We start from the raw sequence: 25,838 nt of genomic DNA on the forward strand, positions 1-25,838 counted from the left end.
GTAATGCCTAAAGTGCGTAAAGCCGAAGACGGATTTAACCTGGCGTTTTTAGACGTTATGGCCTGTGGCCTTGGCGCGGTTATTCTTATTTTCATTCTGGTCGACTTTAAAGCGTTTACACCTACACTAACTGAAGAGAAAGAAAAATTAGAGCAAGAACTCGCCGCCGCAGAGCAAGAACAACAAAAACTCAAAAAGTCGATTGACGAGTTAAACGATAAAATTGCCCTTGAGTCAGCGAAGCAAGACGATGCTCAGCAAGCGCAAGCAGATACAACGCAAGACCAGTCAAAACTACTGCAAGATATGTCTACTGAAATGGCAGTAGTGGCTGATCTTGAAAACCAGCTAGCCGCATTGTCTAAAGAAGTAGAAAAGTCAGCCAACATTCAAATGCAAGGTACCGGCGAACAGAACTACATCACTGGCATGAAAATAGAAGGCCCAGAAATAGGTCTGCTAATTGACAAAAGTGCGTCAATGATGGGCGATAACTTGGTGGATATTTTAGGCAAGTTAGCGTTGAGTGATAGCCAGAAAGTCTCTACGCCGAAGTGGATACGCACCAAGCGGGTAGCCCAATGGATGCTCGCTCGTGTTCCTTTAGAATCAAGAGTCACCGTAGTGACTTTTTCAGACACCGCTACCACACTAGGCCTTCGTGATGTAAATAGTGCCAAAGTCAGCGGTTCGATGAACGCCATAGTTAAAGACCTCGGTGCTGTCGTCCCCAATGGAGGAACAAACCTTCAAGAAGGTTTAAGCATTTTATTTAAGGCTAACCCAAACATCACCGATGTGTATATTGTCACCGATGGCCTTCCTACCTTGGGTGACGGACTACCTATGAGCTGCAAAAGCTTCATTAGTAGTAAAAAGTCAATTTCATCAGATTGCCGTAAGACCTTATTTGTTGAAACCGTTAAGCGCGCTAAGAAAGGCGTGCATTACAATGTGATTTTGCTGCCCATTGAGGGCGATCCTTTTGCTTCACCTATGTACTGGGAATGGACCCGCGCAACAAGCGGCACTTTCCTATCACCTGCTCCGGAGTGGCCCTAATGCGCAAAATTCAACGAGCCCCCGTTGAGGTATTCAACATTGCCTTTCTCGACATAATTTCCTGTGCTTTCGGCGCCGTAGTCATGCTGGTGCTTCTGGCCAAAAACGGCACTGAAGACACTGAGCGCGGCCCTAGTAACGTAAGTGTTCTTATTGACCAGGTATTACAGGCTCAAGTTGATGTGGAAACGCTCAAAGGCGCACTGTCAGATAAGCTACAAGAACTGAAAGCAGCACAAAGCAAAACCGCTTCCGTCACGGAACAGAAAGACAATTTAGACTCATCGATACCACGCGCACAACAAACCATTAATCAACTGAAAGACAAAGCTTCGTCGCTGCGTAACGAAATACGCCAGGCAACCGCTATGTTAAATACGCCGAATCCGACAGATACCCCTGACGACGATGTTGGTGGAATTCCCACCGATGCTGAGTACGTTATTTTTGCTATCGATAACTCGGGTTCCATGTCCTCTGGCAGTGGTTGGAATCGCGTGATCACCATCGTAAACGACATTTTAAAAAACCATCCTAAAATGAAAGGTTTTCAGATTATGTCTGCTGACGGAAGCTTTATGTTTTCCAGTAGAGCTGGGCAATGGCTAGATGACAGACAAACAATGAGAGATACCGCAATGAGCCAAATGAAGAGCTTTAAAGGAGGGGCGAGTCAGCCTGAAGCGGGGATCCTTAAAGCCATCAAACTGTATAAAAACACCAAAGGGCGTGTGAGTCTTTATGTGTTTGGCGATGATTATCAAAGGCCGAATTTAGATCAGATTGTAAGTCAGATTACCCAAGCTAACCAAGGTGCCAATGGACAGCCTGTTATTCGTATACACGGCGTAGGCTTTAGCCGAAGTAATGGAAACGCACAGCGCTTTAGTGCATTTATGCAGGCGGTAGCGAAGCGAAACCGCGGCGCTTTCATCGGCCAATATTTTTAGTCTCTATTGGCCGATGAATCGCCTCGTTGGCCAAGGTTTTATCTGTTTCGGCCATACTGTTCGTGTGACGACACCCAGTCTGACGAACTAATGGCTGATGCTAGTGATATCTCTCCAGCCAACACCACAGACGCCACAATTTCTGCAAATTTATACACGCGATCTCGCCCGTAGCAATCCAGTAACTCTAAGCACTCGCGCTGTGTACCTATACCTGTACCACCGCCATACGTCGCTACGATGAGCGATGGAATGGTAATAGACACGTACAGGTCACCGTCGTCTGTTAATTCTGAATACATCATTGCCGCCGACGATTCAGATACGTTTGCAACATCCTGCCCTGTGGCGATAAACATAGCAGTAATACCGTTTGGTGAATGCAGACCCGTGTTATTCACACCAGACAAGAAAGATCCTACGCCAGCTACACGGCCGTGATAATCTATCTGTTTGGGGTCTACGCGCATTACTTCTAATAGATGTTCGCGTTTAATAGTGGCTTCAGCTGTCACCCGTTTACCACGGGTACGCATAATATTTATTTGAGAGGCCTTTTTGTCTGTAGCAAAGTTAGACTCAAGGTAGAAATTCTCTATCCCCTCATAATGATCGAGAATCCACCCGCATGCTGCGAAGGTAGCACGGCCAACCATGTTTTGACCCGCTGCGTCACCGGTCTTAAAGTTAAAACGCAAAAACGCAAATTTGTTCGATAGGAAATGGTCGATATACGTCAGCTTAGCAATACTTGAGGTCGCCTCTGCTTCTTCTTTAATCTTCTCAAAGTTTGCTTTAATCCACTTAACGAAATCTCTGGCACCCCGTGCATTTTCAAAAATAAATACAGGGGCTCGCTGCATAGCATCGTCGACGACCGTTGCCGTTACGCCACCGCTCATGTTAAGCAGCTTCATGCCTCGGTTATACGATGCCACCAGCGTACCTTCGGTTGTCGCTAACGGCACGACAAACTCCCCTTGTGCATGCTCTCCGTTTATCTTCAACGGCCCTGCAATACCGATAGGAACCTGCGCCACGCCAATAAAATGCTCAATATTCCCCTTAAGTGCTTGCGGATCGATTGAGTACTTACCTACGTGATCAATTTTCTTTCTGGTGGCGCTTTCGAAATATTCTTGGCGTGTTTTTATAATACTTTCGCCGTAGTCATTCATGTCGTCACGAGGAATAAAAGCGCTGCGTTGTCCTGGCGCAGTAATATTGTCTTCCACTTCAAATTTAAGCTTTCCAAAAGGCGAAGCAGAAAAGCAAATACCCAGTTTTCGCTTTTCTGGGCACGGCGCTTCATCAATATCTAAATGCACGGTAATGGTTTGACGCAAGCCAAAGGGCTCTCCGTCTGATTTATTTAATGCTTCTACGGAAATAATGGAGTCGGGAGTTAACTGGAGTGAAATTTTATGCTCTGGAATTTTTTCGCCATCAAGAGATATCCACTTTACTTCTTTAATGGTTGCGTCTTTCAATCTGTTTTTCAGAGAAAAAGATAAGCCTTTATCTGTCTTCGTAAGACTTGCGCGTGTATAGAGTTGCTTTAAAAGTATGCTGGGCACAAACATGAGGCTTCCTTCTGTGTGTTCTTACCGTGTTATTTTCATATTCCTTTGTTTTTTATAGCACATTCTTTATACAGTTCTATGACTTCTTTGTATTTTACTGGCAATTATTTGTGTCTGAACCACTTTTAAATTTGAGCCAGCCGCTTTCAAAAATGCGCCAACACCAGTGAAACCGTGTGCTACTGAAATATAGACCTTAGCAGTAATTCATCAAGTTCCCAACCCACCTAAAGTGAACACCGTCACCGCAGTAATGGTGACCACAAGGTATCTGGTAGTAACAAAACGGAGGCGTCAAGGACTGTGATGCCAAGGAGAAAAAGCCTAAACGGAAGTGGCGGCCAGATACCTTTAACGTGACCCAAACAAAGTTAGATAAGCACTGCAACGCAAATGCATAAACAAAAAAGGAATGGAGATGAGAACAGGACTGTTTAGAAAGGAAGTCATTGATGAGCAATCAAATGCTGTTGATGGACGTTTTTTAATGACCCCAAAACCTGTTTATTCTGCAATAGCTGGCCTGCTTGTGGTCTGGATTTTGGCAGTGATTATTTATCTAAATACGGGAAGCTACGCACGAAAGGCATCAGTGAGTGGATGGCTGGAACCCAGTCATGGCGTTTTTAAGCTCTATGCCGATGCAAGGCGCGGCAAAGTACTTGATGTATTGGTCAGTGAAGGTCAATTAGTGAGTAAGGGCGCGCCGCTAATTAAGATCAACTACAGTAGCGATGATGCATCAGGTAATAAAGTTAGCACGCAGTTGCTCGCTGAGCTTGAAGCAAAGCGGCATCGAACACGTCAAAGTATTCAACGTCTTGATGTGTTGCATAGAGCGCAGCGACAAGGCTTAGAAGAACAACTGAGCCAAGCCAAACGGGCATTAACGGCTTTAGACGCCATCGTTGAATTGTCGCAAACCCAGTGGGCACTAGCACTAAAGCAGTGGGAGAAAGCGCAAACCTTACTTAATCAAGGGCACATTAGCCAAGCAGACTATGAAAACCATACGCTACAAAGATTGACCGCCGAACAACAGCTTACGTTGGCCAAAAAAGACCAAAATGACGAAAAGGCGAATATCGCTGCTCTCCACCATGAACTTGCCACTTTGCCTCAACAGCAGGCCAATGAAATGGCAAACGTGGAGAACACCTTGAGCGATCTCACGCAGCAAATAGTAAGTCACAAGAGTAACGCAGAAGAAACGATTTATGCGCCTCACAATGGCGTGATATCCGGCCTTCAAGTAAAGGCGGGATATACCATCGATAGCTCTCGCCCGCTTCTTACCTTACTGCCTAAAAATGCCGACATTCAAGCGCGTATTGCAGTTCCCGTGCGGTCTGCTGGATTTTTACGCAAAGGCCAAGCCCTGCATATTCGATACGACGCATTTCCTTATCAAAAATTTGGTGTGCAGTCAGGGGAGATAGTGAACATTTCACCTTCGTTGGTGCTACCTGGTGAGCTTACCGACATCCCTATTTCTATTAGTGAACCCGCTTATCTTGTTACTGCAACGCTAAATACAAAAGAAATATTGGCTTATGGAAACAATATTTCACTGAAAGCTGGGATGACATTTTCTGCAGACGTAGATTTAAGTCAACGTACGTTGATGGAGTGGTTAATGGAACCACTGTATAGCATTACTGGGAAGCTGTAATCATGATGAACATTACACTTCCACTTTCAACGCAAATCCTTTATACAAAAAAGCGTGTGCCCGTTGTACTGCAAAGCGAAGCAGCTGAGTGTGGACTTGCTTGTATGACTATGATTGCGCAGTACTATTCTGATAAACGTGATCTAAATGCTCTACGTCAGTCTGTGTCTGTGTCGCTACGAGGCACTACGTTAAAAGACGTAATGCGCATTGCCAGTGATTTGGGTTTCCAAACCCGCGCCATCAAGATAGAAATGGAGCACTTGGCGCAATTATCTTGCCCTGCAATTCTACATTGGAACATGAATCACTTTGTTGTGTTAACTAAAGTGAAGGGAAAAACCCTTACCATTCACGACCCCGCGCTTGGAGAAAGAAAACTCACTTATTCTGAGGCGTCGAAGTACATTACCGGTATTGCACTTGAAGTCACGCCTAGCGACACATTTAGTCCCAAGAAGTCCGCGCCACGTTTGGGTCTTAGTCAATTCTTCACTAGAACAACAGGGTTTAAGCGCAATCTTCTAACCCTTTTTGCGTTATCGATTGTGTTGCAGTTATTTGCACTTGCTTCACCCTATTACATGCAAACAGTCGTAGATGATGTATTGATTTATAACAACGATGCATTACTGAAAGCGCTGGCAATAGGGTTTGCCCTGCTACTAATAATAGAAACTTTTACTAGCGGGATAAGAAAGTTCGTTATTCTGTCGGTGTCGTCTCGCCTTCAGCTTCAAATGTCGGCGTCGGTATTTAAGCACTTATTATCGCTTCCGTTGGACTACTTCGACAAGCGACATATTGGCGATGTGGTATCCCGCTTTGGCTCACTGGCGAGTATTCGTGAGTTCCTAACCACTGGCCTGGTTACTGCGCTGTTAGACGGGCTTATGGCAGTGATCACGCTAGCAGTAATGATTTTATATTCGCCCAAACTCACGCTGGTTGTAGTGGCAATCATGCTTGCCTACCTCGCCGTTCGTCTTGGACTGCTGCCGTTTATTAAACGTCTTACCACTGAACGCATTGCGCTTGCAGCATTAGAACAAAGTCACTTTATGGAAAGCGTACGCGCTATCCTACCTATTCGCGTATACAGCCAAGAAGTACAGCGCCACGGGCAGTGGCAAAACAAGCTTGTCGCCACGCTAAACAAAGACATCACTCTTGGAAAGATCAACATAGGCAGCGCACTGACCAATCAGCTATTGTTTGGCGCTGAAAATTTGGTCGTTGTGTATATTGGTGCCAGCCTGGTTATGGAAGGAACCCTTTCGATAGGGATGCTGCTGGCATTTATGGCGTACAAAGCTCGCTTTGTCAGCGCATTAGATGGCGTAGTTAACAAGCTGATTGAGCTTAGTATGTTAGGTGTTCATTTCAACCGCTTAAGCGACATTTTACTCACACCATCACAGCAGAAGCCTCTGTCGTTAAAAACTAAGGACGATACATTTGAAAAACAAAACGTTCATTTTAGTAATGCAGACGTCCCCAACTCATCCACGTCCAACTCACTTGCACCTAACGTTTTAACGCCTGATGGCGCAAGTACGCCCTCGCTTCTTGATGCCAAAACTCGCCCTGTAGCGCTTAAAGCGACGGCGCTCAGTTATCGCTACAGTGAGACCAATGCGTGGGTGTTTAAAAATCTAATGTTCTCGGTACATAGCGGAGAGATCGTCGCAATCACAGGCGATAGCGGCTGTGGAAAAAGCACAATGCTTAAGTGCCTGATGGGACTGTACCCTGTTTCAGAAGGCAATATTGAACACCCAAGCTCTACAAACCCAGTCATCGCGTCAGTGCTTCAGGAGGATACCTGTTTAAGCGGCACCATCGCGCAAAATATCTGTTGCTTTGAAGAAGCTCCCGACCTCAAGAAAATGGTTTACGTCGCTCAGCTTGCCTGTATCCATGAAGACATCATGCAGATGCCTATGCAATACCACTCCTTGGTCGGTGATATGGGTAGCAGCTTAAGTGGTGGTCAAAAACAGCGCCTGCTTCTAGCAAGAGCGCTTTACCAAGAGCCAGACATTTTATTTTTAGACGAAGCAAGCAGTCACCTAGATATGGAAAACGAGGCTCAGATAAATCATCACCTTAAGTCTCTAAATATGACGCGAATTATTGTGGCACATCGGCCTCAATCAATTGCCATGGCAGACAAGGTTTATCGTCTGGAAAACGGCAACTTACATCTATGCCCTCCCACTGAAGTAACAGGAAGCGCAACATCAGGTAAACACGGAGAAACACTATGAAAACACATGAAATCAGAGAACCCGCAGTATTGATGACAGCAGCTGAACGCATGCAAATAGATGCGAACGGCATTACCGCTCGGAACAGCGTTATCCCCATTGACTGTTTATCAAAACGCGAACTACAAGTTGCACACAAAATAATGGAAGGACGCTCAAATAAGGTTATTGCCTCAGAGCTATTCATCAGTGAAAGGACCGTCAAATTTCACTGCGCCAACATTTACAAAAAGCTCAACATTAGTAACCGTTCTGTGCTTATTGCCTGCTGTTTTAGAACCCTTTACCAAGAAGTGGTTTCGCTGTAAGCGTGTCCACTTCATTACTCACCACGCCACTACAAGGAGCGTACATTATGAAAAACCATCCATTAACTCAGAACCAACCAGCAAATTCTAAGCTTGCTACCGTTGCTGAATCTCAGCTATTTGAGGTATCCGGCGGACTACGAGCTCGCCTAAGTGAAAGTGTGCCGGTAGTCGGTCCAACACCTAAAGAGCCCGTTTACATAACCATGGCTATTGGTGAAGGCGGCGGCAAACTACCTGATATTTTGTCGTAACTTACCGCTTATCAAAGTCAACACATGGATACGGTTTAGGCAGTATCCCATGTGTTGCTTTAAGGGCTACTAGATTCTTTGAACACTTACAACGCTAGCAAGGAACGCAAATGCACGTCGCACTACTAGGCAGTGAGCAAGACCCACAAATTCAACATATAGCCAAAGCACTTCACCAAAATAACACACCCTTTTATTTCGCCAATACGCAACATTTTGGTTCTACTTGGAAGATCAGCTATGACCCTGACTTCGATGACGGGCTAATTCATTTCAATTCGCCTTCACTTTGCGACCAACCTAGAGTCACGTTCTCGAATACCCAGGCCGCTTATTGGCATGAGTACCTACCTGGCATACCGCTAAAAGCCCCTAGTGATAATGCTAAAAACGATGCCAGTGCAGATGCTCAAACACAAGGTGATAGGCCTTATGATGGTGAATCTACTTTACTAGAAAACGCAGGGTGGGTTGAGCAAGAGCGAGCAAGTACGCTACTTTGCTGGTTCAGCTATAGCGACATTAAATGGGTGAACTCTATCGACGCTGTTCGAAGCCACCAGTGTAAACCTTATCAATCGCGTATTGCTGGCAAACTAGGAGCACATATTCCCTACACCTTTGTTGGCAATGCACCCGAGGTTGCTTCGCAGTTTTGTAACAATATGCGAGACGTTATTTACAAGCCCGTACGCGGCGGTCGAACTGCGCAGTTTGTGAATAAACAACCAAACATGCGCCCGTTACTCAATGCGCTTTTAGGTGAGCGCCCTGTTACCTTTCAAAAATATATTGCAGGCGTGAATGTACGAAGCTATGTGCTTGGCAATGACGTACTCAGCGTACAAATCGACTCAAGTGAATTAGATTACAGGAATGACGACAACGCCAGTGTGTCAGTAACCCTAGTCCCCAGAGATGTTCAGCAGCTAGCTGTCAAAATATGCAAAGCATTAGGTATGCACTGGTGTGCGATAGACTGGCGTAAAAGTGCAAAGGGAAAATACTTTTTTTTAGAGGCCAACCCCAGCCCTTATTTTTTGAAAATAGAAAACGATACTGGCTTGGATATTACGAGTAGGCTTATAGAACTTCTGTCAGATACAACGTCTAGCTGAGCTCCTCATCAAAGTAGCAGACCACATCTCTGTGATCTGCTCATGGCTTATAGTTACGGATTCTTTGTGAATCTCTGAAGATCCACTATTGAAATATTGTGCTCTCGTGTATAAACCCCTATCGGCCTTTGATCAAGGTCGTATAGTCTGAAGCTGAGCGCTCTGAAATCGTTGATGTAAACCGTTCCTAGCCCTGCTTCTGGGTCTAACCACACATCAAGTTTAACGTCAGAGGTTAGTTCCATAGGTACTGCGACTTGAGCATCTAAACTTCCGGAACTCACTTCTTCACCGTCACTGACCGCAGGTAAATCAGCGGCTCTAAACTGGTCGGCCAAAAGATAGGGTAGCGCTGTATCTGTACCGTCATCTGAATGTTGATCTATCAATCTGATAACGGCGGTTTGTCCTATAAGATCACTGACATCCCAAGTGGCCCATTCCATTCGAAACTTATCATCCGCCGTTTTTTCAGCATTAACGCCTGATTGGCTACGCACGACTTCTCCATTTACCATCAATGCAACAGCGGTTGCATTAGCGCTGTCAAACGGGTTGGAACCACCGCCAATTAAGAAGTTTATGTAGGGTTTGGTAATTTCAAAAGACGGAGAGTCTGCACTTCCAGTTGCCTCGAAACCAATCCAGCCAAGGGCAGTTCCGTCTTCCTCAAAACCGTCACCAAAGCTCGAAAATACCCTTTCACCCACGTTGTTAGCGACATCACCACCCCACCAGCCGCCATCAAGCTTTACGAAATCGCCAGTGACGTTTGTGAATTCATGCCCTGACAACGTACCGTGCTGTCCGCAGCAAAATTCAAACCCCGCTATATTTTGTTCAGGAGCCTCTTCTCTGACGAAAAGCGACTCACCTTCAAGGGCTGGAGTGGGAGTTACGCTCGCACCACCCGTCGGAGGTGTGTCACCAAAATAAAATGATGCTTTATTGCTGTTGGTGTCAAATTCAAGTCTGGCCACCTGCTCACCTTCTCCCTCAGTGGGGAAGTAAATTCCGAATCTACCGCCTGATGCTTCACTTCTTACCGTCATCGACAGGCGATTTTTTTCGCTCACTGTGTCTAACGTAAAAGCAGAGGATGACATCAATGAGATAGGGGCAACACCTGATACCGAGCCCTCCTGTTGCTGTATATCGGTAGAAATAGGCTCCGCAAACTCCGTTTTGTAAGAATGCGGAATCATCACTGCTAACTCACCAGAAGAAGTCTGATGCAATTGATGAATCGCCAAGTCGCCGCCAAACGTTCCCACACTGGCATTAGTTCTGGTAATTTTATGAGGTATCCAGCCGAACATAAGCGTCGCGTCTTCTGAAGATGCTGTGCGGCCAGCATAATAAAACTTGCCATCAAGCGACGCATAGTTTCCGAGCTCCCACCCAGCACTCGTCTGATGCAAATACTTGATATCCCTTTCGCCGTCATTCTGATCTGAAAACACCATGAACTGATTGTCACCAAAATCAATCCAGTCCGGCACTTCAAGGTTAAGTGGCGTATTCATCATAAACAGGGGGTCTTGCGCTGCCCAAGTTATAAGATTGTCAGAAGTATACAAGCCAATTACCGCTTGCCCTTCAAAGCGTGTGGTTATAAGCATCCAGTAGTTATTGGTTTCCTCATTCCAGAATACTTTGGGGTCACGGAAGTCAAAATCGCTATATCCATTACTTCCCGTAAAGGTATCCTCTGGGATTTTAGTAAAGTTTGTAAGCGTGTTGTCTATCGCCACGGCATGCATTGTTGCCTCCACTGGATTGAAGTCAGCATTATGGCCTGTAAAGAAAATATGCGTCTGACCCTCTGCATCTTCCACAACACTGCCTGAGCCCGTCCACTGGTCTTGCGTATTGGTATCTCCAGTAGCTTCAAGCACCCGCTGGGGAAAGCTAGCCTGCTGAAGGTTGCTCGTTTTAGTGAGATACCAATCATGAAATGCGGTATCTATTAAATAATAAATGTAGAATTCACCATCACGGAAATACGGATTTGGGTCGGCCATTACCAAAGGTAAAGACACGTCATGGCCTTCTGGCATGCTCACCAAATCGAGTTTATTTGGCTCTACTGCCGCAAAATCGGCAAGTCTGACTTCATCTAGCATGATGAAGGCGAGACTTCCGTCATCTCCTCCTTCGTGCTGGTCAATAATCTCCAGTACAGCGGTCTGCCCTTGCAATGAACTCACATCCCACGTATACCAGTCAAGCTGCGACTCTAGTCCATTCCCTACGCCCTGACGCACTATTTTGCCATTCACTCGCAACACCACTGCCGTTGCATTGTCACTGCGAAAGTCGTTGGTACCGCCACCTACTAAAAAGTTTAAAAATTTGTGTGTGATTTCAAAAGGAGGCGTGCTTAACGTGCCAGTAGCTTCATCTCCAATCCAGCCAAGTCCAGTGCCGTCTGCTGAAAAGCCATCCCCGCGGCTGGAAAAGATTCGCTCGCCCTGATGGTTGACAATATCAGCAGCCCACCAGCCACCATCAAGCTTGACCATTTCTCCCGTAGCCAAGAAATCGTGATTCGCGTAGGTGTTAAATTGACCACAGCAGAACTCGAACCCAGCGATATTCTGGCCAGGATCTGAAACACGTCTAAATGCAGAGATTCCCTCCACCTCTGGTTCGACAGAAATATTTACCGACGTTAACAACTGACTGCTTGCTTCTGGAAGGGCGGCCGCTTCATCGGATATACGAAACTCATCAGCCAATAAATAAGGCAAAGAAGTATCAGATTTGTCATCAGGGTGGTGATCGATAAAACGAATTTTCGCGGTCATACCAAGATAATCGGCCAAATCCCAGCTGACCCATCTCATACTCATAGCTGTGTCGTCACCGCTAGCCTGCAACACTATTTCGTCATCAACAACCAGCGCTACCGCTGTGGTGTTGGATTCCGACACACCATTTGCGCCACCACCAACAAGAAAGTTTATAAATCGTTCGGATATTTCAAATGATGGACTTTCCATCGTGCCAACTGCACTAAATCCTATCCAACCCAGTGCTTGGTCACTACTATCAAATCCATCACCAAAGCTTGAGAAAACCCGTTCTCCGATAACACCTGCAACATCGGCTCCCCACCAGCCTCCGTCTAATTTGTCGAAGTCGCCAGTCACGCTTTCAAATCCGTGTTCAGCGTAGGTATTATACTGTCCACAACAGAATTCAAAGCCAGAGAGCACCTGTTGACTATTTTCGGGGTTGTTAAAAAGAGGTTGACCGGAAATTTCTGGGTTGTCTGTGATAACGATATCTTCATCAGGCTGTTGCTCTTCGGGAGGATTTCCACCGCCAATTACATCAGAGGGGCTCTGCCCTTCTTGTAAAACAATTAACTCTGCCTCAACCTCATTTTTATCAGTATCACTATCGGAACATGCTGTAAGAGAAGCACTTACCACTAAAATGAGTCCTGATAATTTCCACCCTCTGTTAGTGGGTTTTAATATTTTCATGGTTTTCCTCCATAGCCCCCTGTAAGGCTATGTCCGTTTACTTTTAATTGGTTATGTCAAAATCGTACGGCTGTTCTTTGACATTCTTTTTTGGGTTTCCACACAAATAAACAACGTTGTCTTTACGATATTAATGTCAGCCGCACATTAACTCAACATTTTTTTTACATTTTTATGAGGCTGATAAAAATCGTCGCGGCTATTACCAGTTTATTCAAAAGTGTGATAAAAGTGTTAAGCGTTAGCACGTTGATATTGATGAAAAAATTTTTGGGAATAATCTGCTATGGTGACGATAAAAGACGTAGCTGCACATGCAGGCGTCGCATTCAAAACTGTTTCTAGGGTAGTAAATAACGACCCCACAGTTAAACCCAAGAATAGGGAGAAGGTGCTTAAGGCAATCGAAGAACTCGGATATCGTCCCAATCGCGCAGCACAAATGACCCGTCGCAAGAAATCTGGCGTTGTAGGCTTTATTGCAGATGAGCTACTCAGAGTGCCTTACACTTTTGACCTTATTAGGGGGGCGCAAGATCTTGCGTGGCAGCACAATAAAGAGTTGATGGTACTCAACGTAAACGTGAATAAGTACAGCGTTGAAGGAGCCGTAAATCACCTTTTTGAGCACCGAGTGGAAGGGATCATTTATGCCGCAATGTACCATCGGGAAGTTCGTCTACCGTCTCAGTTTTCAGAAGTCCCTACAGTGCTTGCTAATTGCTTCGATAGCGATGGTAAATTCCCCTCTATAGTCCCCGACGAACAAGAAGCCGCACGGGAGATTACGGCGAACATACTGAGCAAGGGCTATAAACGTATTGCTTTTTTGAACCTGAATGAAAATATCATTGCCGCCAAGCTTCGTAAAAAAGGGGTTGAGCAGGCGTTTGCTGACGCCAAACAAAGCCCTGACAATCTTGTAATCGAGTCCGTCATTATTGGCGACGAAAATGAAGAGCGCTCAATTACCCGCAAACGCGCAGCAGAATTAATTAAAGACTTTAAACCTGACGCTATTCTCTGTGGTCAGGACCCAATGGCCATGGAAGTCTACTTTGTTGTTCAATCTCTTGGGCTTCAAGTGGGTAAAGACATTGGAATAGGCAGCTTCGATGACTGGGATATCATCCCTTCTCTTTTACAACCGGGGCTAACAACCATGGCACTTCCTCATTACGAAATGGGTAAGTGGGCGTTTAATTATCTGCTTACAGAAAGAACAGACAAGACGCGCGAAACCGCGCGTTTTTCTCTTGTCAGCCGTCAGTCGTTTTAACTGTTACTAACGTTTCAGGCTTAGCATTTTCCAGAAGCCAAAAAGAAACAACAAGGTTAACCGTGACCGCACAGCCAAGGAGTAAGTAAGCATCTGCGAATCCCAGTGTGTCGTAAAGCGCCCCGACTGGCGATGAGAGAAGTGTTGTTACTACCTGGGTAAATACGTGAAAGCTAACGAGGTAAATCGTCGCCGATAACCTTGCGTCAAAATTCGCTACAATGTACTTGAAAATTGCGACCAATAAGATCGGGAGCTCTAATGCATGTAGCAATTTGACCAATGAAATGGACACAGGGTCGGCAACCAGACCAGAAGCCAACATTCGACTGGCCATGATGGCCCCACTTAACAGCAAGCCCTGTTTTGGACCTATTCGATTGACAATATAAGGAGCAACAAACATCATCCCTGCTTCAACGAATACCTGCAGTGAGTTCAAATAACCGTAGAACCTGTTTCCTTCCTCTGGCGAGGTAAATAACGATGCAAAGTAAATAGGGAATTGCTGATCGTATATTTGATATAGGCACGATACGCCCATCACATACACACTTAAACGCCAAAACTTCTTCTGCCCAAAGAGCGACCAAACATCTCTTAAATTGACTTTGCTGTTTGAAGACGACGCCGTGCTCGCAGATTTAGGCAACCAGAATAGACAGATGACAAACGCTAGTCCGCTGATGGTTGCAAGCGCAAAATTCAGCCTAGGGTCAACATTAAAAAGACCACCAGCAATAAACGTCGCGCTTGCCCAGCCTAGCGACCCCCATAATCGGGCTTTACCAAACTCAACATTATGTTGCCGACCAAGCCTTTCAATAAACGCTTCAAGCGTTCCCACCGCGGCACCAAAGGATAACGCGCTATACACCGCGCCCACTACTGCGCCGAAAAAGAAGAAAGATTCTAGCAACGGCTGATAGACAAAGATAAAGAATGGACCCACACCAGCCATAAGGATACCTAACATAAACAAAAGCTGCTTGCCGGTTCCTAACCTGTCCTGAAGAACACCATAAACGGGCATTATGAATAAGGCAGCCATCGCGTTGGTCGCAAAGACAACGCCCGTCTCCCTTCCGGTTAACCCTAGGGTTTGGTTTAGCCATAACGGAAAGAGCGAATAGCAAAACGACCAGGTCAGGAAAAACGTAAAAAACGTTAATGCGGACGACCAGTATGCTGAGTTTGACTGCCACTTCATAATAATACCCTAGGCATAATACCTAATTAGAAGACCACACAGAGCCCAATCGGTCAATTGATAGCTGGTGTATTGATTGACTGTTAGGCGCCACGTGTAGCGTTTCGTAAACAGTCTTGGGAAACACTAGTGCCGTCATAACGGTAGTGCCATTGTCAATGAACAATTCCAATGATGAGCGGTCGACAATTATTGTGACGTTATATGAGTCGCTTGTCGTTGTTAACTCCGCCTTCTGGACTTTTCCAAAATGCTCATTGAATGATGTTTCTCCAGAGTGACTTCGGTTTAGTGATACCAAGGATCGTTGTTGATCTATTTCAATATCAACAAATTCACCGCTTTGGTTTTCAAGTCGAATCGAAATAGGTGAAGGTGAATTCCCCTGAACATCGAAAGCGTAGCGAAGCGCCGATTCCCTGCCGTTGCTATCTAGAGAAGAAAGGCTCATTGCTTGTCCTGCCTTCAAGATTGGCGACTTAGTAGACGCTTCAACTAATCTATCCACTTCGTCTACCAACTGACTACGGACACGGAGTCCTTTGCTAGTTTTAACGAGATGCAGCGTGCGAGGTAGTGTCATCGCACTACGCCATATTTCTGTCGGTACATCATTTGCGTATAACCAATTGCTCATCCATCCCATGAAGATATGACGTGATTCATTACTTTCTGGCGATTTAAAAAAAGTTACCCCTGCATAATTGTCTGTGCCGTGATCCAGCCAAATAGCGGGCTCAATTCGATTTGTTGCAGGCTCGCTCGCAAACACAATATCGTCAATGTAAGTGTGTCCCCAGCTTTCGGACTCGTTATCGATAATCCTCAAAAATGCGGATTTGCCTTGCCACTGACTCACATCCCAGCTCGCATAATGGAGCGTTTCTCGATTGAGGCCTGTTTCAGATTTTACTATATTGCCTTCCACCACGAGTTGAACGCCAACCCTGTCTGGATGATGGCCGCCACCAATTTTAAAGTTGATATAAGGTTCAAATAAGGTGAACGTTTCCGACGTCAGCGTTCCTTGCGCACGATCTTCATCTGCAAAACTGTTTACAAGATAATCACCAGAGTAACCAGTGGGGGACGGCTGGTTGGCATGTCCACCTTCGGTGGGAGCATCAACAAAGGCATTACCTTGCTGCGTCCACTTGTCGGCTCCATCTTCAAAATTATCAAAGACCGTGCCTTTTGGAAAATTAGCCACTGTAGGTGAGAGTTCGCTTTGCCACTTAGCATCTAATACGAATTCTTTGCCGTCGAAATCCCCAACAAAGTATTGGGTTGCCGAGCCTCCATTTGGGCCGCCTGGCGATATACTTACCAACAATACATATCTAGATTCATCAGTTCCTTCGACAGGCAATAGCAGCAGTTCCGGACACTCCCACACACCGCCATGACTACCTATTTCTTCACCGAATGTGCTTTCTAACGACCAGTCAATCAGGTTATCTGAACTGTAAAAACCAATATGATCTTTTTGTGCTAGCACCATCACCCACTTTCCTGACGGTTCATGCCACATGACCTTTGGGTCGCGAAAATCTTTTATGCCCGGGTTGTCAATAACAGGGTTATTGACATACTTTTCCCACGTCCGGCCTTTATCTAAGCTGTAAGCCAGTGCTTGGGTTTGGTAGTCAATTTTTCCCTGCTTCTCCAGTGATGCATTGTGATAGGTATACAACGCAACAATAGGGGGATTATCTTTGCTTCCCAGACCACTGGTGTTCTCGACATCGACGACTGCACTTCCAGAGAAAATGGTGCCAAGCTCATCAGGGTAAAGCGCTATTGGTAACTCCTCCCAATGCATAAGGTCCTTACTCACAGCGTGCCCCCAATGCATAGGCCCCCAGGTGGAGGCATCGGGATTATGCTGAAAGAATAGATGGTACTCGCCATCGAGATAAAACATACCGTTGGGATCATTCATCCACTTTTCTTTCGGTGAGAAATGGATCTGGGGACGAAAAGCTTCGTTGCGAGCGGCCTCGACCACAAGAGTCGAGTTCTCGGGAAGTGGACTAATTTGATTCATGGAACATCCAACAAGAGCTGAAGAAATAATAAGACCTAATAGTGTTTTCATAGTTAAAATGCCTCTACTTTGATAACGCTGCAGACACATCCTCAAGCGTTTTCCCTTTCGTTTCTGGCATCATGAATCGAACGAAAATAAGCTGTAAGAACATCGCAAATGTGAAGAACGCGAAGACCTGGCTGGCAGAAAAGGCGGCTAATACTTGAGGCATTAAAAGCGCGATCAGCGCAGCAAAAACCCAATGTGTACCACTTCCCAATGACTGTCCTTTAGAGCGCACGGAATTGGGGAAGATTTCAGCAATAAAAACCCAGATAACGGCGCCCTGCCCAACAGCATGAGACGCGATGAATACGAACACTGCGCTCACTACAATGGTGCCGCCGACTTGGCTACTGAATGCCCATGAAACAGTGGCTAGAGACAGGATGTAACCGATTGAGCCTATATACATGAGTGATTTTCGTCCAAGCCGATCTATCAGACTTAATCCAACCATCGTAAATACAAGATTGATTAATCCGACACCCGCAGTGGAAAGCAATGCGGTGCTGCCATCTAAACCCGCCATATCAAAAATACGTGGTGCGTAATAGATGATGAAGTTAATACCTGATAGTTGGTTAAATGCAGCAAGTAAAAAGGCAAGCATCACCGGAAGTCGAAACTCAGGTTTAAATAAAGATTCTCTTTTACGCCCTGCCTTATCAGCTTTTATTGCGCTGATAGTTTGTTCGACACCTTCACTCTGTAGCGATAAAAAGACCTCTCGAGCACGGGCTTCGTCATCGCGATGCAGCAACAACCAGCGAGGACTCTCCGGTGCTTTCAGCACCATTAGGAAGTAGATCAATGCTGGCACGGCTTCAACTCCCAGCATCACTCGCCAGTCATCGACAATAACGCCCGAGAGCAAATAATTTGAAAGAAAAGCGATGAGGATCCCAAATACTATTTGAAACTGATAGGTTGCGACTAGCCGCCCCCTGATTTTGGCTGGTGCAATTTCAGAAATGTAAGCGGGTACGGCGATTGAAGATACCCCCACTCCTAAGCCTCCGATAAACCGAAGAATAGCAAAGGTATACGGATCCTGAGCGAGTGCTGAACCTATAGCAGAGAGTAGATAGAGGACGCCAATAAGAACTAACGTCTTTTTGCGCCCAAGCCTATCGCAGGGCCAGTTCCCCATCAACGCGCCAATCACCGTTCCCCACAGAGCAGAAGACATGACGAACAACCCATGAAAAAGGGGCGTAGTGTCCCACAGCGCTTGAATGGATTGGTCTGCTCCAGATATCACTGCGGTGTCGAAACCAAATAAAAATCCGGCTATTGCAACAGTGAGTGACCAGTAAACTATTTTGTTCATGATGTATATTTTTACCTCTTAACCACTTTAGGAATACCGGGCTTAATAGCCCGGATTCTGTATATAAATTCCGCCACTCAAATTAATCTGCTGATTAGGGATTGGGAGGTATTCATGCTTATTTTTAGTAAATGCAGCGTCTTCCAAGTAGGGCTTTCTGCCGCGCTCGGTAGTGAGGTATTCGTCAATGGTCTCTTTAGCCACGCCCCAGCGAACCAAATCGAAAAATCGATGACCTTCTAGCCCTAGCTCAACGCGCCTTTCCCAGCGCAGTGCCTGCCTTGCTTCTGCTTTACTGGTAAATGTGTCGTAAGTGCCAATACGGTATAAGCTCGCATCGTTCAATCTCGCCGTGCTGGCTGCGGCCCGCTCTCTAAGACGATTGATAATCGGGGTTGCTTCTTCCCAGCGGTCGAGCTCTATCAGCGCCTCTGCTTTCCAAAGCAATACATCGGCATAGCGCACTAATACGGTATTGAGAGAGAATATTGGGAAAGGACCGTTTTCACCCCGGCAGTCACACTCAGGGTGTTCTAAGTCTTTCATTCCCGTGTAATTGCCATAGATACCTGGTGCCCGTGCCCAGCTGTCGCCGCCATGAATAAGGTCAGGGTCGTACTTAAATGGCTTGCCTTCCATCGCCACTGTATGGTCGAGCCGAGGGTCAACATGGTCATTATTTACGTTATACTCACTGTCATTGAATGTGTTGAAGCGGGGCAAACCCGAGTTATCGGTCTTAAACGCGTTAACAAAGTTTTCTGTTGGAACGTGAAAACCACAGCAACCAAAACCGCCTGACATCGGCGCATTCAACGCGCTAGACCAAGAACCTCTTCCGTCAGGACTGCCATCATTCAATGAACGCTGAATGGCAAATACAGACTCCTTTCCATTCTCAAATTCGATAAGAAAATTCTCTGCATAATCGTCGTAAAGACCGTACTGTCCACTGGCTTCAATACTATCTACCAAGCTGACTACTTCTTCGAGTTTCTGCTGATTGATATTCACCACGTTGTGCAGTTCGTCTTGCTCATACGCCTGATACAAAAGGGTTTTCGCTAAATAGGCTTTGGCTGATAGTGCGGACGCCCGGCCGACATCCTGCTGAACATCTGGCAAGGTGTTCGCGGCAAAACGAAAATCTGCTGCGATGTTGTCCCATAACTGCTGGTCTGTGAGATCGCGGTTAGTCGTCGCTAGTACTTCCTCTTGAGTCATCGTTTCATCAATCCAAGGAATATGCTTGTGATGGATTTTCAAATCAAAATAAAAGATAGCTCTTAAAAAACGTAACTCTGCTGCTTTTTCATCAGCGCCTGGTAATTCACCAGAAGGCGTCTCAGCGATAACCTTAAGTGCCGTGTTAGCTCTTGAAATACCGGTATAGTTGCGTGTCCATTTCTTATTGTTGAGATCGATCAAATCAGGTGGGAATGACTCCATATCCGGCACTAACGGCTCGTACATTGAAAGTGCGTGGTATGCAAAGATATCCGAAGGACCGTTTCCACCTTTGTGCGCATCACCAGCGCGCAGGTTGCCTGTCGGCCACAGATAATTAGGTGCTGTGTAGTGGTCATTGCCAAGATAGGAGTACGTGGCGATAACCAAAGCATCTATATTCTCAGTCGTTGCTACCTGATCTTCTGTGAGCACTGCTTGTGGTTCACTGTCCAATTCATCGCTTCCGCCGCAAGATACGACTGAAAGCGCAATCAAGCTTGTTGTCAAAAGTTTGCTTATATAGTTCATGTGTCTTTATCCATTATCCTGTTAGCTTAAAAAGAGAATTCCAGCCCGATAGTGACGCGGCGGGGTACAGGAAAAACTTCATTAGGAGTTTCAGGATCTTCACTCAAAGTGCCATCAGGCGTGATAGTCAAAAGATTCTGAGCCTGCAAATAAATGCGTGCATCGTTAAGGCCTAAGCGTTCGATGAAATCTAATGTAGGGGTGTAACCCACGCTGATATTGCGAAGTTTCAGGTAAGTGCCCTCTTCCCAGAAAAAGCTAGACTGACGGCCCTCCCCATTGTTATCGATCAGGGTAAGCGCAGGGACATCGCTGTCTGTATTTTGAGGAGTCCAGGCATCAAGCGTTCGTGCACCATAATTTGAGCCAATGTTTAAAGAAGTGAAATCGGTGAATAGTCGCCAGTTATTCCTTATCTGTCCTCCTTTGATCCCTTGCCAGAACATGTTGAAGTCCCAGTCTCTATATTTAAACGTGAAGTTCATTCCATAGATAAAATCTGGATCCGTGTCTGCAAAGAAGTCTTGGTCGTTCTCATCAATAACGCCATTTCCATCTAGGTCTAGCCAACGGATTCGACCCGGTGCTGCGCCCGATTGTGTAGCATGTTCATTCACCTCATCTTGATTTTGGAATATACCGTCTGCAACATACCCATATACTGAATTAATTGAACGCCCCAAGATTGTTTTATCTTGTCCATTTCCCCCAAAGGAATTAACAACATCTTCAGGCAAGGCTGTAACGGTGTTTTCAGCCGAAGATATATTGAAGTTGATATCTACAAGCAACTCGTCTTCCAGCAAGCCCGTATCTATCCACTTTTCATATCCAAGCACCAATTCAACACCGGCATTTTCAATGGTGCCGCCATTGACCCACTTTTGCGCCCCTTCGCCAAGCGTTGCAATTGGTTGAGTGAGAGTAAGAATGTCGCGGGTTTCTTTTTTGAACCAATCAAAGCTTCCATAAACCGTTCTCTCAAACAATTCGAAGTCTAAGCCGAAGTTAACCTGCGTTGATGTTTCCCATTTCAGATCAGGGTTGCCAGTTTGCGCCCGAACAAAGCCCGAAGGCAACGTACCACCATTTGCGCCAGTAATGTCGTATGCTGTGCCCTCATCTTGCTGGTTTGTGAAAAGTGACTGGGTCGCATAACGGGGTATATAAGTTGTTACCGTCGCATCAGTAGGAATTTCCTGATTACCCGTTTCCCCCCAGCTTCCCCTGAACTTTAAGGTGTCGATAAAATCAATATCGAAAAAGTCTTCGTTGCTAACAACCCAGCCCAATGACGCTGCTGGAAAATTGCCGTATTCATTAGCATCACCAAATCTCGACGACCCATCTCGACGAATCGTAAATGAGGACAAGTAACGGTTATCATAGTTATAGTCCACTCGTGCAAACTGGGAATCTAGGGACCAATTGTCTCCTTCGCCTTCTACCCTTACATCCGACGTAGCCTGCGACAGATAAGCGAAAGAACGGTCATCCGAAGCGAAGCCTGACCCAATGCCTCGGGATAGTTCACGCTCATAATTAATTTGCTCAACCCCGGCTAAGAAATTGAACTTGTGCAGGTCATCAAGTACGAGTTTGTAAGTGGCTGTAGCGCCCGTAATGATGCTTTGATTCCAGTTGTCTTCAACCGTTAATCTGTCTGCGCCACTGAGTGAGCCAGCGGTAAACGCACGAGTGAAATTTCTAAAATAAAACTGACTGTAATCAACCCCTACATTTCCTCTAAGCGTTAAGTTTTCAATCGGTGTGTACTCAACAAAAAAGTTCGCCATGAGTTTATTGTAGGTATGGCCGTTATCACGATTTTGCTCGATTATTCGAACCGGATTGTCTCTGTCAGTAATTCCAGGTACCGGCCCACCCCAGCCTCCTACATCGTTGTAAACCGGAACGATTGACTGCTGCTCAATTGATAGTCCTAAAATCTGACCCGCTAGGTCGTTGATAAGGTTAGCTTGTTGATCAGTGATCAAAAATGTCTGACCGACTTTTAATTTATCTTCAACAACGACATGTTCAGAATTGACTCTGAAAGCTAATCGCTCGAACTTGGAACCATCTACGATACCCTCGGCCTCAAAATAGCCCAGCGATGTATAGAACTTGGAAACGTCATTGCCGCCTGCCACCGAGAAATTCGCATCCGAGACTTTAGAGGTTCTTGTAACTTCATCAAACCATCTAGTATCGGCGGGGCGTTGAACACCTTCTGGATCAGTAAAGGTAGGAAGAATGACCGAATATAATTCTGGATTTTGAAAATTTTGATTCCAGTCAAATGTATAAAGCGGGCTTGCTGAATTAGGGTTTGACCCGTCATTGACTGCCGCCCGCCACACTACGGCACCACGCTCTAACGTGTTGAGTGGCTGTAGGTCATAGTCATATTCTTCAATACTCTGGTTGTATCGGAAGCTAAAGTCTAGGCCATCGTGACCTTTCTTTGTGGTCACAACAATTACACCGTTTCCAGAGCGAGCCCCATAAATACTTGCGGCGGCCGCATCACGTAACACCTGTACATCGGCAATATCGTTGCTATTAATTTCGTGTAGGCCAGACTTTGTTGGAATTCCATCGATAATGTAAAGCGGGTCATTGTTGCCAAGAGGTCCTAGTCCCTGACCGCGGATCCTCACGGTTGCTGTCGAACTTGGATTACCTGTGGTGGTGATTTGTAAACCAGGTACTCTTCCTTGAAGATTTTGCATAATGTTGCCGGCAGGCAAATCAATCACGTCTTCGATGTCTACTGTAGCTATTGCTCCAGTCAAATCTTTCTTCTCGACGGCGCTGTAACCGTAAGAAATCTCTATTACTTCTACTTCCTCTGGCAATTCCGAATCATCAGATCCAGACCCAGCCTCTTGAGCTTGTAACGACGTTGCCATTAGCATCAGTAAAAGTGGAGTAGGCTTTATGGCCTTCCTTAGCTGACGTGTTAATGGATGCAATGTGTAATTTTTCATATCGCGCCTTGATTGTTGAAGTGCTGTAATTTCAAATAAACAACGTTGTCTTTTTAGTTTATACTATTTATGTAAAGTCTGATCAACAAAAATTTAACAAGAGGTTTTACACGCTACGTCGTTTTTAATTGAGGCTTTTAGAAGTTGGTATGCCGAAAAATTTTGCAGGAGGGCAACGTTAAAATGTTATATAGCAATATTAAGACAAGATTTTTGAATGAAAAATAAAAAGCCCAGAGCATATCTCTGGGCTTAAATACTCTATTTTCAAAAGCTCACTGGGACATGTTATACCCGATAAGCTTTTTAGCTGAGCTGTTCGCTATCTCAAAACTGCATTATAAAATAAAGCGCGACAGATCTTCGTTATCTACCAAGGTTTCTAGGTGGCTGTTAACGTAATCAGCATCAATCACGAATGACTCACCGCTCTTTTCAGAGGCGTCAAACGAGATGTCTTCCATAAGGCGTTCTAGCACGGTGTGCAAACGGCGGGCACCAATGTTTTCAGTGCGCTCATTCACCTGCCATGCCGCTTCGGCTATACGCTGAATACCAGAATCGTCGAAACTAATATCCACGCCTTCTGTCTTCATTAGCGCAATGTACTGGTGCGTTAATGACGCATTCGGCTCGGTAAGAATGCGCTTGAAGTCACCGACTTTAAGGGCAGATAGCTCAACGCGAATTGGAAGACGACCCTGAAGCTCTGGAATAAGGTCAGACGGCTTGCTCATTTGAAATGCGCCCGAAGCGATAAACAAGATATGGTCAGTTTTAACCATGCCGTGTTTTGTCGATACCGTTGAACCTTCCACCAGTGGAAGCAGGTCACGTTGAACACCTTCGCGAGATACATCTGCCGACGAGTTGCCTTCTCGCTTACAAATTTTGTCAATTTCGTCGATAAACACAATACCGTGCTGTTCTACCGACTCAATGGCTTTCTCCTTCAAATCTTCTTGATTAACAAGGCGTGCCGCCTCTTCTTCAATTAGTAGTTTGAACGCTTCTTTAATTTTCAGCTTCTTCTTTTTCTTTTGCGAACCCGACAAGTTCTGGAACATGCCTTGAAGCTGATTGGTCATTTCTTCCATACCTGGAGGCGCCATAATTTCTACGCCCACCTGCGGAAGTGCCACATCAATTTCAATTTCTTTGTCGTCTAAGTCGCCCTGACGAAGCTTTTTACGAAATGCTTGGCGCGTACCGCGATCTTCAACGTTTTCCTTATTACCCCATGCATCTTCTGGTGGAGGCAGCAAAACGTCTAAAATGCGCTCTTCCGCAGCTTCTTCTGCGCGGAATTTCACCTTTTTCATTTCATTTTCTTTCGTCATCTTCACCGCAATATCAGCAAGATCACGAATGATGGTCTCAACTTCTTTACCTACGTAGCCCACTTCAGTGAACTTAGTAGCTTCAACTTTAATGAACGGCGCGTTAGCAAGTTTTGCTAAACGGCGGGCTATTTCAGTTTTACCCACACCCGTAGGGCCAATCATCAAAATATTTTTTGGCGTAACTTCTTGGCGCAGCTCAGGTTCAAGCTGCATACGACGCCAGCGATTTCGAAGTGCAATAGATACAGCGCGCTTGGCATCTTGTTGACCAATAATATGTCGGTCTAACTCGTGAACAATTTCTCTTGGTGTCATTTCAGACATGAATAAACCCTTTTCTAACAGCGCTTGCTGTACTCAAATTCATACGAGCGACAGCAAGCCGATAACAGCACTCAGCTATTACTTAGTAATCTAGTACATCAACCGTTTGGCTATGGTTAGTGAATACGCAAATATCACCCGCTATGGTCAACGCTTTTTCGGCAATTTCTTTTGCGCTTAGCTCTGTATTTTCAAGTAGTGCAGTAGCTGCGGCTTGCGCGTAGTTACCACCAGAGCCAATCGCGATAAGATCTTGTTCTGGCTGCACCACATCACCGTTACCGGTAATAATAAACGATGCGGTTTCGTCTGCTACGGCAAGCAATGCCTCTAGTTTGCGAAGCGCCCTGTCAGTCCGCCAATCTTTGGCGAGCTCTACTGCCGCTTTGGTCAAATGGCCTTGGTGGGCTTCAAGCTTTGCTTCAAAGCGCTCAAACAGCGTAAATGCGTCGGCCGTGCCACCAGCAAAGCCCGCTAAAATCTTGTCGTGGTATAAACGGCGCACTTTGCGCGCATTACCTTTCATTACGGTATTGCCCAGTGATACCTGTCCGTCACCGGCCATTACCACTTGATTCCCACGTCGTACAGATACAATCGTTGTCACGTTAATTCCCCGTTTGGCTGGGCGCTGCTGCGTTTTTCGTCTAGCAAAGGCAGCAGCGTTCAAATTCAATAACAAATAAGTGGGGGAAGGCTTTTTAATTTCAAGGGTAATACAAAAGAATGTGCGCTCTGAGCTGCCTACTATATGGGCTTAGCGTGTTCGCTAGTGTATTGAATACACCATTTATTGAG

At 45.7% G+C, this 25,838-nt stretch carries 17 protein-coding genes; 8 read left to right on the forward strand and 9 right to left on the reverse strand.

Going from position 1 to position 25,838, the window contains the following annotated elements; translation table 11 throughout:
• The first annotated feature begins 3 nt into the window (after positions 1-3).
• Together BZA03_RS16455 and BZA03_RS16460 are read left to right on the forward strand one after the other, a co-directional pair.
• Positions 4-1,062 (forward strand): vWA domain-containing protein, encoded by a 1,059-nt coding sequence (locus BZA03_RS16455; RefSeq protein WP_110289359.1) that lies wholly within the window; start codon positions 4-6, stop codon positions 1,060-1,062.
• Entirely contained in the window at positions 1,062-2,012 is a 951-nt protein-coding gene (locus BZA03_RS16460) for a VWA domain-containing protein (RefSeq protein WP_075177842.1), read from the forward strand. The genes BZA03_RS16455 and BZA03_RS16460 overlap by 1 nt, the downstream gene beginning before the upstream one ends.
• A 38-nt stretch (positions 2,013-2,050) precedes the next feature.
• Here BZA03_RS16460 and BZA03_RS16465 read toward each other — a convergent pair whose 3' ends face one another.
• Positions 2,051-3,595, reverse strand: coding sequence for a hydroxymethylglutaryl-CoA reductase (locus tag BZA03_RS16465; protein WP_110289360.1), 1,545 nt, complete (start codon positions 3,593-3,595; stop codon positions 2,051-2,053).
• A 418-nt stretch (positions 3,596-4,013) separates the two neighbouring features.
• Here BZA03_RS16465 and BZA03_RS16470 point away from each other — a divergent pair, with 418 nt between their 5' ends.
• The 5 genes from BZA03_RS16470 (at position 4,014) to BZA03_RS16490 (ending at position 9,217) form a co-directional block, all read left to right on the forward strand.
• Positions 4,014-5,267 carry an HlyD family secretion protein gene (locus BZA03_RS16470; RefSeq protein ID WP_110289361.1) on the forward strand — a complete coding sequence of 418 codons (1,254 nt, stop codon included), beginning with the start codon at positions 4,014-4,016 and terminating at the stop codon, positions 5,265-5,267.
• A 2-nt stretch (positions 5,268-5,269) separates the two neighbouring features.
• Entirely contained in the window at positions 5,270-7,537 is a 2,268-nt protein-coding gene (locus tag BZA03_RS16475) for a peptidase domain-containing ABC transporter (RefSeq protein WP_110289362.1), read from the forward strand.
• The gene (locus BZA03_RS16480; RefSeq protein WP_110289363.1) at positions 7,534-7,845 is read left to right on the forward strand and encodes a helix-turn-helix transcriptional regulator; all 312 of its coding nucleotides are present in this window, start codon (positions 7,534-7,536) and stop codon (positions 7,843-7,845) included. Before BZA03_RS16475 ends, BZA03_RS16480 begins: the two co-directional genes overlap by 4 nt.
• A 47-nt stretch (positions 7,846-7,892) precedes the next feature.
• A complete protein-coding gene (locus BZA03_RS16485; RefSeq protein ID WP_014950964.1) occupies positions 7,893-8,099 on the forward strand; it encodes a hypothetical protein in 207 nt (68 codons plus the stop codon).
• 110 nt (positions 8,100-8,209) lie between these two features.
• On the forward strand, positions 8,210-9,217 hold the full coding sequence (locus tag BZA03_RS16490; protein ID WP_110289364.1) for a RimK family alpha-L-glutamate ligase: 1,008 nt from the start codon (positions 8,210-8,212) through the stop codon (positions 9,215-9,217).
• Between the two features lie 53 nt (positions 9,218-9,270).
• On the opposite strand, the gene BZA03_RS16495 is transcribed toward BZA03_RS16490, so the two are convergent.
• Positions 9,271-12,711: a hypothetical protein gene (locus BZA03_RS16495; protein ID WP_110289365.1), complete on the reverse strand. Its 3,441-nt coding sequence runs from the start codon at positions 12,709-12,711 to the stop codon at positions 9,271-9,273.
• 286 nt (positions 12,712-12,997) lie between these two features.
• Between BZA03_RS16495 and BZA03_RS16500 the strand changes: the two genes are divergently transcribed.
• Entirely contained in the window at positions 12,998-13,990 is a 993-nt protein-coding gene (locus BZA03_RS16500; protein WP_110289366.1) for a LacI family DNA-binding transcriptional regulator, read from the forward strand.
• Here the strand turns inward: BZA03_RS16500 and BZA03_RS16505 are convergent.
• The 7 genes from BZA03_RS16505 to hslV all read right to left on the reverse strand — a co-directional run bounded on the left by BZA03_RS16505 (position 13,971) and on the right by hslV (position 25,647).
• Positions 13,971-15,200 carry an oligosaccharide MFS transporter gene (locus BZA03_RS16505; protein WP_110289367.1) on the reverse strand — a complete coding sequence of 410 codons (1,230 nt, stop codon included), beginning with the start codon at positions 15,198-15,200 and terminating at the stop codon, positions 13,971-13,973. The two genes, BZA03_RS16500 and BZA03_RS16505, sit on opposite strands and share 20 nt — an antisense overlap.
• Before the next feature lie 22 nt (positions 15,201-15,222).
• Positions 15,223-17,298 (reverse strand): glycoside hydrolase family 32 protein, encoded by a 2,076-nt coding sequence (locus tag BZA03_RS16510; protein WP_278939409.1) that lies wholly within the window; start codon positions 17,296-17,298, stop codon positions 15,223-15,225.
• A 13-nt stretch (positions 17,299-17,311) separates the two neighbouring features.
• Positions 17,312-18,622, reverse strand: coding sequence for a sugar porter family MFS transporter (locus BZA03_RS16515; protein ID WP_110289368.1), 1,311 nt, complete (start codon positions 18,620-18,622; stop codon positions 17,312-17,314).
• A 42-nt stretch (positions 18,623-18,664) separates the two neighbouring features.
• Positions 18,665-20,380, reverse strand: coding sequence for a RagB/SusD family nutrient uptake outer membrane protein (locus tag BZA03_RS16520; RefSeq protein WP_110289369.1), 1,716 nt, complete (start codon positions 20,378-20,380; stop codon positions 18,665-18,667).
• A 26-nt stretch (positions 20,381-20,406) separates the two neighbouring features.
• The gene (locus BZA03_RS16525) at positions 20,407-23,373 is read right to left on the reverse strand and encodes a SusC/RagA family TonB-linked outer membrane protein (RefSeq protein WP_110289370.1); all 2,967 of its coding nucleotides are present in this window, start codon (positions 23,371-23,373) and stop codon (positions 20,407-20,409) included.
• Between the two features lie 338 nt (positions 23,374-23,711).
• Complete coding sequence (hslU, locus tag BZA03_RS16530; RefSeq protein WP_014950968.1) at positions 23,712-25,040, reverse strand: HslU--HslV peptidase ATPase subunit; 1,329 nt, start codon at positions 25,038-25,040, stop codon at positions 23,712-23,714.
• Positions 25,041-25,122: 82 nt separating this feature from the next.
• Positions 25,123-25,647 carry an ATP-dependent protease subunit HslV gene (hslV, locus tag BZA03_RS16535; protein ID WP_014950969.1) on the reverse strand — a complete coding sequence of 175 codons (525 nt, stop codon included), beginning with the start codon at positions 25,645-25,647 and terminating at the stop codon, positions 25,123-25,125.
• Positions 25,648-25,838: the final 191 nt, after the last annotated feature.

The organism is Alteromonas sp. I10, from assembly GCF_003201515.1.
Lineage (GTDB): Bacteria > Pseudomonadota > Gammaproteobacteria > Enterobacterales > Alteromonadaceae > Alteromonas > Alteromonas macleodii.